Raw genomic sequence first — 14,435 nt, forward strand, 5'->3', positions numbered from 1 at the left:
GCTCGAGGTTTCGCGTACGTGGCCCCGCCACCTGACGGCGGGGCCCAGGCCGGGCGGCCCCCACCGCGCAGGGGGCCGCCCGGCAGTCGCACGTCCCCCATCCCCCCGCACACATGGCTTCGCGAGGAAGGACCCCCACCGTGCGAAGAACCGGCATCCTCATGGCCGTGTCGGCGCTCGCCGCCGGCCTGATCGCGGGCAGTCCGCCCGTACTGGCCGCGGACGGCAGCCCGCAGACGACGCTGGCCGCAGAGTCGTACACCTGGAAGAACGCCCGGATCGACGGCGGCGGCTTCGTGCCGGGCATCGTCTTCAACCGCAAGGAGAAGAACCTCGCCTACGCCCGCACCGACATCGGCGGCGCGTACCGCTGGCAGGAGTCGAGCAAGACCTGGACGCCGCTGCTGGACTCGGTCGGCTGGGCGGACTGGGGGCACACCGGCGTGGTGAGCCTGGCCTCCGACTCCGTCGACCCGAACAAGGTGTACGCGGCGGTCGGCACGTACACCAACAGCTGGGATCCGGGCAACGGGGCCGTGCTGCGCTCCGCCGACCGGGGCGCGAGCTGGCAGAAGACGGACCTGCCCTACAAGCTGGGCGGCAACATGCCCGGCCGCGGCATGGGCGAGCGCCTGGCGGTCGACCCGAACAGGAACAGCGTGCTGTACCTGGGCGCGCCGAGCGGTAAGGGCCTGTGGCGGTCGACGGACTCGGGAGTCACCTGGTCGCAGGTGGCGAACTTCCCCAATGTCGGCAACTACCAGCAGGATCCGACCGACACCAGCGGGTACGCCTCCGACAACCAGGGCATCGTCTGGGTCACCTTCGACGAGTCCACGGGGACGTCCGGCAGCGCGACGAAGACGATCTACGTCGGCGTGGCGGACAAGGACAACGCCGTGTACCGGTCGACGGACGCGGGCGCGACCTGGACACGGCTGGCCGGGCAGCCGACCGGATACCTGGCACACAAGGGTGTACTGGATACCGTCAACGGCTATCTGTACATCGCATACAGCGACAAGGGCGGGCCGTACGACGGCGGCAAGGGCCGGCTGTGGAGGTACGCGACGGCGACCGGGACCTGGACGGACATCAGTCCGGTGGCGGAGGCCGACACGTACTACGGCTTCAGCGGACTGACGATCGACCGGCAGAAGCCGGGCACCGTCATGGCCACCGCCTACAGTTCCTGGTGGCCGGACACCCAGATCTTCCGCTCGACGGACAGCGGGGGCACCTGGACGAAGGCATGGGACTACACGTCGTACCCCAACCGTGCGAACCGGTACACGATGGATGTCTCGTCGTCGCCGTGGCTGACCTGGGGCGCCAACCCGTCGCCGCCGGAACAGACGCCCAAACTCGGCTGGATGTCCGAGGCGTTGGAGATCGACCCGTTCAACTCCAGCCGCATGATGTACGGCACGGGGGCGACGCTCTACGGCACGGAGAACCTGGCCAACTGGGACAGCGGGGGCCAGTTCACCATCAAGCCGATGGTGCAGGGGCTGGAGGAGACGGCCGTCCTGGACATCGCGTCTCCGCCGTCCGGCGCTCCGCTGCTCAGTGCGCTGGGCGACATCGGCGGCTTCCGCCACACGGACCTGACGAAGGTGCCGTCGATGATGTTCACCTCCCCGAACTTCACGTCGACGACGAGCCTGGACTTCGCCGAGACGAACCCGAACACGGTGGTGCGCGTAGGCAACCTGGACTCGGGTCCGCACGTGGCGTTCTCGACGGACAACGGCGCCAACTGGTTCGCGGGGACGGACCCTTCGGGGGTCAGCGGTGGCGGAACGGTCGCCGCGGCGGCGGACGGGAGCCGCTTCGTGTGGAGCCCGGCGGGCGCCGGTGTGCAGTACACCACCGGTTTCGGCACCTCGTGGCAGGCGTCGAGCGGGATCCCGGCCGACGCGGTCGTCGAGTCCGACCGGGTCGACCCCAAGACCTTCTACGGTTTCAAGTCGGGCAAGTTCTACGTGAGTTCGGACGGCGGCGCGACCTTCACCGGGTCCGCGGCGACCGGTCTGCCCAGTGGGGACAGCGTGCGATTCAAGGCGCTGCCGGGCACGAAGGGCGATGTCTGGCTGGCGGGCGGGGCGAGCGACGGGGCGTACGGGCTGTGGCACTCCACGGACTCCGGCGCGACCTTCACCAAGCTGTCGGGTGTCGAGCAGGCCGACACGATCGGGTTCGGCAAGGCGGCGACGGGCGCGTCGTACCAGACCCTCTACACCAGCGCGAAGATCGCCGGAGTGCGTGGCATCTTCCGCTCGACGGACAAGGGCGTGACCTGGACCCGCATCAACGACGATGTCCACCAGTGGGGTTGGACGGGAGCGGCGATCACGGGTGACCCGCGGGTGTACGGGCGGGTCTACGTCTCGACGAACGGCCGGGGTGTCATCTACGGCGACACCTCCGACACCGGCGGCGGGGACGGGGGTACGGATCCCACGGACCCGACAGATCCCACCGACCCCCCACCGACCGGTGCCTGCGCGGTGACGTACACCGTCACCAACCAGTGGTCGGGGGGCTTCCAGGCGGACGTCAAGCTCGCCAACACGGGCACGAGCGCCTGGTCCGGCTGGAACCTCAACTGGGCTTTCCCCAACGGCCAGACCGTCTCGCAACTGTGGAACGCCGACTACACGCAGTCGGGTTCGACGGTGACGGCGAAGAACGTGAGCTGGAACGCCAACGTGGCGGCCGGTTCGTCCGTGAGCTTCGGCTTCACGGGCAGCTGGTCGGGATCGAACACGAAACCGGCGGCGTTCAGGCTGGGTGAGCAGAGCTGCACGGTGAGCTGACGACCGTGGGTGCGCGCCCCGGGGACCGGGACGCGCACCCCTCGCTCGCTCAGGGCGTGTAGACCGTCGGGCGGGGTGCCGTCGGCATGCCGTTGCCGAGGAAGTAGCTCGGGTGCGGCGGTTGGTTGTATGCGGTATTTTGCCAGGCCAGGCCGGTGCGGTACATCGTGTCGTGGAGCAGGGTCGTGATGCGTGTCGTCGTCTCGTACGGCGTCGAGAAGACACGCAGGGCCGTGTTGTCGCTGGTCGGCCAGATGACCTCCTCGCGCCAGTCGCCGAGGATGTCGCCGGACAGCGACGGGGTCGCCTTGGTGCTGTTGTTGGAGTGGACGCCCGAACCGGTCAGCAGGCGGGTGTCCGAGGACGTGCCGTACTTGTCGATGTGGGTGCCGTCGAGGAGCTCGCGGACGGGGTCGGCGTCCCACCAGGAGAGGAAGTTGACGGAGGACGGCTCCCGGCCCTTGGTCGCGCCCGCCTCGTCACGGATCGAGGTGTCGGAGGCCGACCAGACCTCGGCACCGTCGTTGCCCGCCCAGATGTCACCGGCGACTCCGCGGCCGTTGTCGCAGCAGGCGGCCAGCTTCCAGTCGACCGTGCCGTTCGCCGGGTTGATGTACAGCTCGGCGGGCTGACCGGTCGACTCCGAGACCTTGAAGTACTCGAGGCCGGCGTGCGAGGGGTCGAGGTCGCCGAGGTGCTGGGCGTCGCCGTGGCCCGTCTTCGTGGTCCACAGGCCGTTTCCGTTGTCGTCGACCGCCATCGCGCCGTAGACGATCTCGTCCTTGCCGTCGCCGTCGACGTCCCCGACGGAGAGGCTGTGCGAGCCCTGGCCGTCGTAGCCCTTGCCGGTGTTGCTGGAGGAGTTGGTGTCGAAGGTCCAGCGGCGCGTGAAGGCACCGTTCCGCCAGTCCCAGGCGGCGATCACAGTACGCGTGTAGTAACCGCGTGCCATGATCAGCGAGGGGCGGGAACCGTCCAGGTAAGCGGTTCCCGCGAGGAAGCGGTCGACGCGGTTGCCGTACGAGTCGCCCCAGGACGAGACGGTGCCACGGGCCGGTACGTAGTCGACGGAACTCATCGCCTTGCCGGTCTGGCCGTTGAACATGGTCAGGTACTCGGGGCCGGACAGCACATAGCCGCTGGAGTTGCGGTAGTCGGCGGAGGAACTGCCGATCACCGCGCCCGTGCCGTCCACCGTCGCGTCGGCGGTCTTCATGGCAATCTCGGCCTTGCCGTCGCCGTCGTAGTCGTACACCTGGAACTGTGTGTAATGGGCGCCGGAGCGGATGTTGCGGCCGAGGTCGACGCGCCACAGGCGGGTGCCGTCGAGCTTGACGCCGTCGACGATCGTGTTGCCGGTGTAGCCCGACTGGGAGTTGTCCTTCGCGTTGGTCGGCTGCCACTTCAGGACGATGTCCAGGGCGCCGTCCCCGTCCAGGTCTCCGATGGAGGCGTCGTTGGCCTCGTAGGTGTAGGCGACGCCGTCGGGGGTCGTGCCGCCGGCCGGCGGGGTGATGGGGACGTCCTTGTAGCCGGTGCGGAACTGGATCGCGTGGACGGAGTCGGCCTGTTCGACGCCGTTCACGATCGCGCGGACCGTGTAGTCGGCCTGAGACGGGGCGCCGGAGTGGAAGTAGTTCGTGGAGCCGGTGACCGGCGCCGAGTTGACCTTGGTGCCGGCCCGGTAGACGTTGAAGGAGACGCTGTCGGGGTCGGTGCCGAGCCAGCGCCAGCTGACCAGGTTGCCGCTGTCGGTGTGCACGCTGACGACGCCCCGGTCGAGGGCCTCCACCTGGCGGGCCGTGGCGGCCTCGGCGGTGCCGGCGCCGAGTGTGGTCAGTCCGGCGCCGACCAGGGCCGTGGTGGCGACCAGCGCGGAGAGGACGACCCCTCGTCCGCGGTGCCTGGGCGAAGGGGGATCCACGTGCGGATGAGGCTCCGGGTACGGATGGGAAGGCGGGTGCGGATGCGGGTGCTGCACGAGACGTACCTCCAGGGAGGGACGGATGGGTTCCGTCTCTCAGTTGCCGCCGTCCACGGGCGAGTTGCCGTACACCGCGGCCAGTTCCGACACCGTCCGGGCGATCCGCTCACGCAGTTCCGGCGGCTGGAGCACCTCGATGTCCGCACCCAGCCGCAGGAATTCGGCGTGGGCGTGCTCGACGGACTCGATGGGGACCCTGGCCACCGTCCAGTCGTCCGCCGCGGCGGGTGCGTCGAGTCGCACCGCACGGGCGAGGGTCACTCCCGGGGCCAGTCGCACCACCGCCTCCGCCCCGCCCCCGTACAGCCGCTCGCGGAAGCCCTGCTGGTACGCCGTCCAGTGGGCGGCCAGGTCGAAGCCGTCCGGCCGGGTGAACACCTCGTCGGAGGCGGTGAGTTCGAGGATCTGGTCGACGCGGAAGGTGCGCGGTCCCGGGCCGGCGACGACGTACCAGCGTCCCGCCTTCAGAACCAGGCCGTAGGGCTCCAGCCGACGTTCGACGTCGGTGGGCTCACGCCAGCGACGGTATACGGTATGCAGAATCCTGTTGTTCCACACCGCGTCGGCTACCGCCGCCAGATGCGGCGTCTCGTCCGCCCCCGCGTCCGTGTACCAGCCGGGAGCGTCCAGGTGGAAGCGGCCGCTGATCCGGTCCGCGTGCGCCCGCAGTTCCGGCGGCAGCGCGGCGCGGACCTTCAGCTGGGCGGCGGCCAGGACCGGACCGAGGCCCAGCTGGGCGGCGGGACCGGGGACACCGGCCAGGAACAGGGCCTCCGCCTCGTCGGCGGTCAGCCCCGTCAGACGGGTGCGGTAGCCGTCGAGCAGGCGGTAGCCGCCGGCATGACCGGCGTCGCCGTACAGCGGGACACCCGCGGCGCCCAGTGCCTCCACATCCCGGTAGACGGTACGCACCGACACCTCCAACTCCTCCGCGAGCTGGGCGGCGGTCATCCGGCCCCGGGTCTGGAGCAGCAGCAGGATCGACACGAGTCGGCTGGACTTCACTGACACATGGTGTCAGTGAAGCGGGCCTAGCGTCCTGCCCATGACCCCTGCTTCCGATGTTTCCGAGGATCTCCATCCCCTCGCCCCCTCCCCATCGCCATCCCCCTCCCCCGCGCTCCCCTTCGCGGAGAAGCTGCTCACGGTGCTCCCGCCGATCGAGGTGGCGGGGCGGTGGATCAAGCGTTACCACGTCACCTCCGACCCGGCGGGCATCGCGCCCGGGGTGGAGAGGGCGGCGTACGCGATCCTTCCCGAACTGCTGCCGGCGCCGGACGGGACGCCGCCCGCCACCTTCGTCGTACTGCACCGGGGCGGCGACGACGGCGCCTACCTCAACGTCTACAGCTGGGTGTGGGACAACGTCCTGCACTTCCGGGGCGCGGCCGCGGGCCAGCCGGTGCTCGGCTGCCCGGACGACGACCCGAGCCACTTCGTGACGACCGACCGGCCCTGGATCGGCTGCGTCTGGGAACTGCCGCCGATCCTGCACGAACGGGACGCGTGGGTCCGGCACATGCTTGCCCGCCGCGCACCCGAAGTCCCAGACCTCGACGCCTACTTGACCGATTCCCTGCCCGAGGGAACGACGGGGGACCGCTCATGAGCAGCCCGCACGACTTCGACTTCCTCCACGGCGCGTGGGAGGTCAGGCACCGCCGGCGCACCGAGTTCCTCGACCCCGACAGCGACTGGGAGGAGTTCCCGTCCACAGCCCACTGCCGGCCGCTGTTCGACGGAGCCGCGAACATCGACGAGATCGACATGCCGCACCTCGGAGCGAAGGGGCTGACACTGAGGCTCTTCGACCGGGAGAGCGGCCAGTGGTCGCTGAACTGGTCGTCGAGCCGGAGCGGCAGGCTGTTCCCGCCGATGATCGGCGGCTTCGGCGACGCCGACGAACACCACGGCGGCCGTCGCGACCGCGGTGAGTTCTACGGCGACGACACGCACGACGGCAAGGACGTGAGGGCCCGGTTCGTCTGGTCCGGGGTGTGCGACACGTCCGCCCGCTGGGAGCAGGCCTTCTCGCTGGACGGCGGGGAGACCTGGCTGACCAACTGGATCATGGACTTCAGCCGTCCGGAAGGGGACCGGGAACCGGTTTCCGAAACGCCCTCAGCGTGAACGCGGGGTCCGGGCGGGGCCGGTCCTGGTCGGGCAGCGCCGCGAGGCGGGCGGCGAACCCCTCGGCCAGGGGGTGACCGGGCGGCAGGGTGACGAACCAGCCGCGGCGCAGGTCCACGATGGCCCGGCGCGGGCTGCGGCCCTGCCCCCGCCCGGCGAAACGGGCCTGCCCGGCCGGGACCAGGCCGGCTTCGACGGCGTACGACGCCACCAGCGCCGCGGTGTCGGAGGCCGGGCGGTGCGGGCGCGAGGACAGCACGACATCGATGTCGCTGCCCACGTTGTGGGAGGCACCCTTGTCGACGGTGGTGACGTACACCCCGCCGGGCCGCAGCACCCGGGCGCACTCGGCGACGATCCGCCGCGCGTCCGTGGCGTCCTCGACGAGGTGCAGCAGCCACACGCTGCTCACGGCGTCGAACTCCCCGTCCCGGAAGGGGAGTCGGCGGCCGTCGGCGAGGACGACCGCTCCGGGCAACCGGGCGGCGGCGTGGCCGACCATGGCCGGCGCCCGGTCCAGGCCCGTCACCCGCAGGCCGGGGCGCCCGGCCGCGAGGCGCCGGGTGACGATGCCCGTGCCGCAGGCCACGTCCAGCAGGCTGCGCGCCCGGGCCGGTACGAGACCGAGGACGCCCTCCGCGGCGGCCGCCGCCCTGGGCTCGCCGCCGCGCCAGGCGTCGTAGCGTTCGGCTTCCTCGTCGTAGTCCAGCACCCGCGCCCCCGTTCCGTGACCACCGACCACCGCACCCCTGCCCGTACAGTCCCGCGCTGCCCGCCGAACGCCGCGCCCGCACCGCCCCTTCCGTCGCGCGGGTCGGCGCAAGTCGGCGCGGTCGGTGCAGGTCAGCGCGCTCCGTGCGCGGGGGCCACGGCCTCCACGCGGCGGGCGAGTTCGACGTCGAGGTCGGTGACGGTGCCGCCCGCGCTGTGGGTGTTCACGGCGAGGGACACCGTGTTGTAGCCGAGGGTGAGCTCGCAGTGGTGGTCCAGCTCGTCCTGGATCCGCGCGACATGGACGACCAGGGCGGCCGCGGCGAAATGGGAGTCGAGCCGGTAGGCGCGGGTCAGGCGGTCGCCGTCCAGGGACCAGCCGGGCAGCTCCGACAGCCGGTCCTCGATCTCCTTCTGCGACAGCGGTTCGACGGCCATGGCACGGCTCCCTTCCTGATGTCGCGTACCTGTCCAGCGTGCCACAGGAAAGCCGTGACGGCCCTGGTCACCAGTGCGGCTCTCGGCTCAGTCGCGCAGGCATTCGGCCGCCAGGTCGTCCGCCAGCGCGGCGATCACGGCCCGGCCCTCCACCTGCTCCAGCCACTCGTGCGGCAGCCCGCCGTCGCCGTGCCGCGCGCCCAGGATGTTGCCGCAGATCGAACCCGTGGAGTCGCTGTCGCCGGAGTGGTTCACGGACAGGAGCAGGGCGTCCTCCACCCCGTGCGTGACCAGCGCCGCGTAGACGCCGATGGCGAGGGCTTCCTCGGCGACCCAGCCGGCGCCCAGCCGCTCCACCTTCCCGGGGCTCGGATCGCCCTCGGCGGCCAGGTCGAGGGCCTGGTTCAGGGCGGCCGAGGTCTCCTCGTGGCCGGGGTGGCGGCCGAGCAGCCGCAGGGCGCGCAGGGTGGCGCCTTCGACGGACTCCCCCCGCGTCAGGTACGCCACGATCGCGGCCAGCGCTCCGGCCGCGTAGTAGCCGGTCGGGTGGCCGTGGGTCGTCTGGGCGCAGCGGGCGGCCATGCCGAAGGCGAAGTCGGCGCAGGGGTGGGCCAGACCGAACGGCGCCGAGCGCATCACGGTGCCGCAGCCCTTGGAGCCGGGGTTGACCGGCCCGGGCGCACCGCTCAGCTCGGCCCGCGGGTCGGGAACGTGGCTCTGGGCGAGCCCGGACAGGCAGGCGTTGCCGGGGGCGCGGCGGGCGTACAGCCAGCGCTCGGCGAGGAGGCCGCCCGTGACCCCGTCGGCCGGCCCCGGCCGCTGCTGGGTCTCGAGCCAGCGGCCGTAGGCCTGGCGCACCAGGGCGGTCTCCGCCCCGCCGATGCCCTTGAGCCGGGCCCTCCTGGCCGCCGTACGAAGGCCCTCGACGGTGAACAGGGTCATCTGGGTGTCATCGCTGACGCGGCCGACCACACCCTCGCCGTCGGGCACGAGCCGGGTCAGGCCCCTGGGTCCGTGGGCCGCGCGGATCTGATCGAGGGAGGAGAACTCGACCGCGTAGCCGAGGGCGTCGCCGAGCGCCCCGCCGAGGAGGCAGCCCCGTACCCGGGCGCGGTACACCGCCGTCGACTCCAGGGAAGACTTCCGCCAGTCGTTCATCCAAGCGCTCCTCAACTACGGTCTTGCGTATGACCATTGTCCCGCCCGGTACGAACGCCTCCTCCGCCGCCCCCGCGGGCCAGGGCGTCGGCCCGCTGCTGCGGGCCTGGCGGGAGCGGCGGCGGATGAGTCAGCTGGAGCTGGCCCTGCGCGCCGACTCCTCGGCCCGGCACATCAGCTTCGTCGAGACGGGCCGGTCACGGCCCAGCGAGGAGATGGTGCTGCGGCTCGCCGAGCACCTCGACGTGCCGGTGCGTGAGCGCAACGCGCTGCTCCTGGCGGCCGGTTACGCCCCGCACTACCCGCAGACCCCGCTGGACGACCCGGCGCTGGACGCGCTGCGCGCGGGTCTGGAGCGGCTGCTCCAGGGCTACGAGCCGTATCCGGCGCTGGTGATGGACGCGCGGTACGACGTGGTGGCGGCCAACCGTGGGATCACGATGCTGCTGGAGGGCGTCCCGGAGTCGTTGCTCGCGCCGCCGCTCAACGCGATGCGCCTCACCCTCCACCCGCGGGGTCTCGCACCGCGCATCCATAACCTGCGTGAGTGGCGCGGTCACCTGCTGGCGCAGATGGAGCGGCAGATCGCCCTGTACCGCTCGGCACCGCTGCGGGAGTTGTACGAGGAGGTCGCCGCGTACCCGGTGGCGGAGGACGGGCCGGCGACGGCAGGCGGGCCCGTGGACGAACCCGCCGATCCCGTCCAGCACTTCGCGCTGCCGATGCTGATCGAGCACGAGGGGCGGGTGCTCTCCTTCATCTCGTCCGTCGCCACCTTCAACACCCCGATGGACGTGACGGTCGCCGAGCTGGCCGTCGAGACGTTCCTCCCGGCGGATCCCGCCACGGTCAAGTACCTCCACTCGCTGATCAACTGACGTCACCTCAGACAAGAATCCAGATGAATGTTCGACTCCGTTCCCGTGAGAGTGACGCCGGAACGTGGCACACTGGCCCGCGTGCCTCGAGGCGTAGGGGAGACGTGGGGTGAGTGAACGACGGCCCGCACCCACGGTGGGCCAGGTGGTACTGGGCAGGCGGCTCCAGGAGTTGCGTGAGGCGGCCGGCCTCGGCCGCGAGGAGGCGGCCCGCGCCCTGCGCGTGGCCCCGGCGACCGTGCGGCGCATGGAGACGGCCGACGTCGCCCTGAAAGTCCCCTATGTACAGGTGCTGTTGGAGGCCTACGGCGTCGGCGACGAGGAGGCCGAGGTCTTCGTCTCGCTCACCGAGGAGGCGAACCGGCCCGGTTGGTGGCAGCGCTACCACGACGTGCTGCCGGAGTGGTTCAGCCTGTACGTGAGCCTGGAGGGCGCGGCCCGGCTGATCCGCTCGTACGAACCGCACTTCGTGCCCGGGTTGCTGCAGACGGAGGCCTACGCGCGCGCCGTACTGGAAGCCGGGACCGTCGGGCAGACGACCCCGGAGTCGATCGAACGGCATGTGTCGCTGCGTCTCGCCCGCCAGCGGCTGCTGGACAGCGGCGATCCGCCCCATCTGTGGGTGGTGATGGACGAGACGGTGCTGCGCCGTCCGGTGAGCGTGGACGCCGCCGTGATGTCCGAACAGCTCGACAAGCTGGTGGAGTTCGCCGAGCGCGACCGGGTCACCCTGCAGGTCTCCGAGTTCGCGGCCGGCCCGCATCCGGGGACGTCCGCGCCGTTCTCGCTGTTCCGTTTCGCCGAGCCCGAACTGCCCGACATGGTCGTCACCGAGTACCTGACCGGCGCGCTGTACCTCGACGATCGCAAGGAGGTCTCCGCGCACCTGGAGGTCCTCGACCACATGACGACGCACGCCGCGTCCGCGCAGCACACCAAGAAGATCCTGCGGGACGCCCGCGAAAGCCTCTGAGCACGGCCCGTCGCCCCGGGCCTCCTCCCGACTTCCGGCCCCTGACCCCCGGCCCCTGACTCCTGACCCCCGGCCCTGGACCCTGGCTCCCGGGCACCGGCTCCTGACTTCTGAACCCCTGGCTCCTGACTCTCCTGGAGGCGAGACCCGCATGACCGGATCCGAGGCCGAGCAGGCATCCGCCCGCATCGACACCAGCAGGCCGCATCCGGCCCGCGTCTACGACTGGTGGCTGGGCGGCAAGGACAACTACCCCGTCGACGAGGAACTGGCCCGCAGGATCCTCGCCGTGGACGGCACGGTGCTGCGCGGGGCGCGGGCCAACCGACGGTTCATGCAACGGGCCGTCCGCACCGCCGCCGAGGCCGGGATACGCCAGTTCCTCGACATCGGCACCGGCATCCCCACCCAACCCAACCTGCACCAGGTGGCGCAGGGCGTGGCCCCGGAGTCCAAGGTCGTGTACGCGGACAACGACCCGATCGTGCTGCGGCACGCGGAGGCCCTGCTGCACGGTTCGGCGGAGGGCTCCACCCGGTACGCGCACGCCGACGTCCGCGACCTCGACACGCTGCTGCACCGGGCCGCCGACACCCTGGACTTCACGCGGCCGGTCGCGCTGTCGCTGGTGGCGCTCACCCACTACCTGAGCGACGACCCGGCGGGCGACGACGTGCACGGCCTGCTGAAGAAGTACGTCGCCGCGCTCGCGCCGGGCAGCTGGCTGATCCTCTCCCAGGTGACCCCGGACCTGAACCCCGCCGCCATCGAGAAGGCCGCGGAGAACTTCCGGCGCAGTGGAACGCCTTTCTACCCGCGTTCCCTGGCCGAGTTCGCCCGCTTCTTCGAGGGCCTGGAACTGCTCGGACCGGGCGTGATCCCGGTCTCCGGCTGGCGCCCGGAGCCGGAGGACGTGGCAGTCCAGGCGGAGGGCATCGTGCCGGTGTACGCGGGGGTCGCCCGCAAGCCCTGAGCCGCCACCGGGGCGCGTCCGCGGCGTGGAGGAGGTCGGGTGAAGGCCACCGCCTGCACCCCCGGCGCCGCCGACCCCTCCGGTAGCATCGGTGACCGGGAGTCGACGATTCGTCACGGGCGGGCGCTGCGGGGGACGCGGGCATGGTCAAGAGGTACGTGGTCGCGCCGCACGGAGGTCGTGGCACCCACCCCGACATCGGGTCCGCGCTGCGCGCCGCGACCGCGCGGGGCCGGGCCGCGAGGGTGGAGATCACTCCCGGCCACTACGAGGAACGGCTCTCCGTCCGGGGCGAGATCGAACTGGCCGCGCTCGGTGACGCCGGCTCCGTGGTGGTGAGCGTTCCCCGCGGGACCGTGCTCGACGTCTCGGGTTCGGTCGTGGTCCGGGGCCTGGTGCTGGTCGGCCGGGACGCCGACGCCGGCGTCGTCGACTGCCACGCGGGAACCCTCACCCTGGACCGGGTGGCGATCCGGGCGCACAACGGGGTCTGTGCGCACGCCCGGCCGGGTACGTCCGTGACGTTGACGGACAGCGAGTTCCGGTACGGCCGGACCGTCTTCGCCGGCGCCGCCGGGCAGGTCGAGCGGTGCCGGTTCACCGACGCCGCCGACAACGCGGTCGCGGTGATCGAGAACGCCCGGGTGCTGGTCCGGGACAGCCGGTTCGACGGCAGCCGGATCCACGGCGTACGCGTCAGCGACGCCTGGGCCCACCTCGTCGGGTGCGAGGTCACCGGCGCCGAGCAGGCGGCCGTCATGGCGGACACACGGGCGGAGTTGACGGTCGAGGGGTGCACGGTCGTCGCCACCCACATGGCGGGCCTGGCCTTCATCGAGCAGTCCCGGGGCTCCGTGCGGGGCACCCGCGTCACCGACGCCGAGAACGGGATCCTGGTGGCGAGCGGTGCCGACCCGACGGTGCGCGGCTGTGTGTTCGCCGACTGCCGCGACACCGGCATCCACGTCCAGGACTCGGGCCGTGGCACGTTCGAGGACTGCGAGATCACCGGCGCGGGAAACGTCGCGGTGCTATCGACCCGGGGCGGTGCTCCGCGGGTGACGGGCTGCCGCGTCTCGGCCGGCAATGTCGGCATCGCCGTCACCGACAAGGCCAGAGGCCACTTCACCCGTGTCGACGTGCGCGGCCTGACCGGCGTCGCGCTGCGGGTCTGGGACGAGAGCAAGGCCGAGTTCGCGCAGGTCCGCGTCGAGCGCTGCCCGTTCGGCCTGGAGACGCGGGGCAACGGCGGTACGACGGCCGAGCTCACCGACGCGAGGATCCTCGACTTCGACATGGCCGCCGTGGCCGCCGTCGGCCAGTCCCGGGTGACCCTGAGAAGGGTGTCGGCGCAGCGCGGGCTGCTGGGGTTCGGCGCCGGCGAGGAGGCGCAGCTGCACGTGCACGACAGCGAGGTCTCCGCGGTGAGCACCGGTGGGGCCCTGGCGTTCGGCACGGCGCGGCTCGTCGCGCGGAACCTCACCGTCACCGGCGCGGAGTCGTACGGCCTGTGCGGCACGGGCTCCGCGTATCTGGACGTCGCCGACAGCCGTTTCGAGGACTGCGCGGCCACGGGACTGCGCTGCGACGACGCCTGCGGCGGCCGGCTGGCGGGCTGTGCCGTGACCGGGGCGACGGGGGTGGCCGTACAGCACAACGGCCGCGTCGAACTGGTCGAACTCCGGACGTCGCTGCCGGTCAGGGAGATCACGGAGCCGCCCCCGCCGCCGACGATCGTCAACCACTACCACGGGCCGGTCTTCGTCGAGGCGGTCCACAGCGCCCAGTTGGCGTGGAACAACACCAACGTCAGCCAGCAGCAGACCAACCAGAGCGACCAGAGCAACGAGAGCGATCAGGACGGAGTCGGCCGATGAACGACCCGCAGCAGGTGCACCATTACGACGGTCCGGTGTTCAACGGGGGTGTGTCGAACGCCCAGTTCGCCTGGAACAACGAGACGGCCACCCAGAACCAGCAGCTCAACAACACGGTCGCCCCGGGACACGAGGCGCTCGCGACGCTGGTGACCGAGCTGCTCCGGCAGCTGCCCGCGGCCGGGCTGGGCGACCAGGAGCGCGAGGACGCCGAGAGCGCTGCCCAGGAGGTCCTCGCCGAGATCACCGGCCCGCAGTCGCCCGAGCCGGGCAGGCTCCGCCGCTCGGTGACCATGCTCAAGGGAGCCCTGGCCCCCGTCGCGACCGGCCTCGCGGCCGGGACGGCGGTCGGGGCGCAGGAGTGGGCGCAGTCCGCGATCAGGGGGCTGACGGGACTCGTCTGAGCCGGCGCGGCCCTGCCCGGCGAGGGAGGGCCGGACGGCACGACGGGGCGCGGGGGCCTCGTACGGCTCCCGCGCCCCGGACCCGACGCG

13 protein-coding genes are annotated in these 14,435 nt (G+C 71.7%); 8 read left to right on the forward strand and 5 right to left on the reverse strand.

Translation table 11 applies throughout. The annotated features are described in order from the left end of the window. Positions 1 to 140 precede the first annotated feature (140 nt). Positions 141 to 2,819, forward strand: a complete 2,679-nt coding sequence (locus OG933_RS09715) for a cellulose binding domain-containing protein (protein WP_405626532.1) — start codon at positions 141 to 143, stop codon at positions 2,817 to 2,819. A 49-nt stretch (positions 2,820 to 2,868) separates the two neighbouring features. Here OG933_RS09715 and OG933_RS09720 read toward each other — a convergent pair whose 3' ends face one another. Together OG933_RS09720 and OG933_RS09725 are read right to left on the reverse strand one after the other, a co-directional pair. Beyond that, positions 2,869 to 4,743, reverse strand: coding sequence for a rhamnogalacturonan lyase (locus OG933_RS09720; RefSeq protein ID WP_405626533.1), 1,875 nt, complete (start codon positions 4,741 to 4,743; stop codon positions 2,869 to 2,871). Between the two features lie 96 nt (positions 4,744 to 4,839). Beyond that, positions 4,840 to 5,808, reverse strand: a complete 969-nt coding sequence (locus OG933_RS09725) for a helix-turn-helix transcriptional regulator (protein WP_405626535.1) — start codon at positions 5,806 to 5,808, stop codon at positions 4,840 to 4,842. A gap of 142 nt (positions 5,809 to 5,950) precedes the next feature. Here OG933_RS09725 and OG933_RS09730 point away from each other — a divergent pair, with 142 nt between their 5' ends. Together OG933_RS09730 and OG933_RS09735 are read left to right on the forward strand one after the other, a co-directional pair. Beyond that, positions 5,951 to 6,412: a hypothetical protein gene (locus OG933_RS09730; protein WP_405633316.1), complete on the forward strand. Its 462-nt coding sequence runs from the start codon at positions 5,951 to 5,953 to the stop codon at positions 6,410 to 6,412. Next, positions 6,409 to 6,933: a hypothetical protein gene (locus OG933_RS09735; RefSeq protein WP_362522950.1), complete on the forward strand. Its 525-nt coding sequence runs from the start codon at positions 6,409 to 6,411 to the stop codon at positions 6,931 to 6,933. The genes OG933_RS09730 and OG933_RS09735 overlap by 4 nt, the downstream gene beginning before the upstream one ends. On the opposite strand, the gene OG933_RS09740 is transcribed toward OG933_RS09735, so the two are convergent. From OG933_RS09740 to OG933_RS09750, 3 genes are all read right to left on the reverse strand, one after another. Beyond that, positions 6,881 to 7,645, reverse strand: a complete 765-nt coding sequence (locus tag OG933_RS09740) for a class I SAM-dependent methyltransferase (RefSeq protein ID WP_054241572.1) — start codon at positions 7,643 to 7,645, stop codon at positions 6,881 to 6,883. The genes OG933_RS09735 and OG933_RS09740 overlap by 53 nt on opposite strands. Positions 7,646 to 7,776: 131 nt before the next feature. Beyond that, positions 7,777 to 8,082: a 4a-hydroxytetrahydrobiopterin dehydratase gene (locus tag OG933_RS09745; protein WP_327185939.1), complete on the reverse strand. Its 306-nt coding sequence runs from the start codon at positions 8,080 to 8,082 to the stop codon at positions 7,777 to 7,779. Positions 8,083 to 8,169: 87 nt separating this feature from the next. Beyond that, a complete protein-coding gene (locus tag OG933_RS09750) occupies positions 8,170 to 9,240 on the reverse strand; it encodes an ADP-ribosylglycohydrolase family protein (protein WP_362522953.1) in 1,071 nt (356 codons plus the stop codon). Between the two features lie 29 nt (positions 9,241 to 9,269). Here OG933_RS09750 and OG933_RS09755 point away from each other — a divergent pair, with 29 nt between their 5' ends. The 5 genes from OG933_RS09755 (at position 9,270) to OG933_RS09775 (ending at position 14,345) form a co-directional block, all read left to right on the forward strand. Continuing rightward, complete coding sequence (locus OG933_RS09755; RefSeq protein ID WP_405626538.1) at positions 9,270 to 10,118, forward strand: helix-turn-helix domain-containing protein; 849 nt, start codon at positions 9,270 to 9,272, stop codon at positions 10,116 to 10,118. A 109-nt stretch (positions 10,119 to 10,227) separates the two neighbouring features. After that, positions 10,228 to 11,091, forward strand: coding sequence for a helix-turn-helix domain-containing protein (locus tag OG933_RS09760; RefSeq protein WP_405626539.1), 864 nt, complete (start codon positions 10,228 to 10,230; stop codon positions 11,089 to 11,091). Positions 11,092 to 11,242: 151 nt separating this feature from the next. Continuing rightward, a complete protein-coding gene (locus OG933_RS09765; RefSeq protein WP_405626540.1) occupies positions 11,243 to 12,064 on the forward strand; it encodes an SAM-dependent methyltransferase in 822 nt (273 codons plus the stop codon). 143 nt (positions 12,065 to 12,207) lie between these two features. Beyond that, complete coding sequence (locus tag OG933_RS09770; RefSeq protein ID WP_405626542.1) at positions 12,208 to 13,941, forward strand: right-handed parallel beta-helix repeat-containing protein; 1,734 nt, start codon at positions 12,208 to 12,210, stop codon at positions 13,939 to 13,941. Then, positions 13,938 to 14,345 (forward strand): hypothetical protein, encoded by a 408-nt coding sequence (locus OG933_RS09775; RefSeq protein WP_405626544.1) that lies wholly within the window; start codon positions 13,938 to 13,940, stop codon positions 14,343 to 14,345. The genes OG933_RS09770 and OG933_RS09775 overlap by 4 nt, the downstream gene beginning before the upstream one ends. Positions 14,346 to 14,435: the final 90 nt, after the last annotated feature.

The sequence above is a fragment of the Streptomyces sp. NBC_00016 genome (genome assembly GCF_045040885.1).
Taxonomy (GTDB): domain Bacteria; phylum Actinomycetota; class Actinomycetes; order Streptomycetales; family Streptomycetaceae; genus Streptomyces; species Streptomyces coriariae.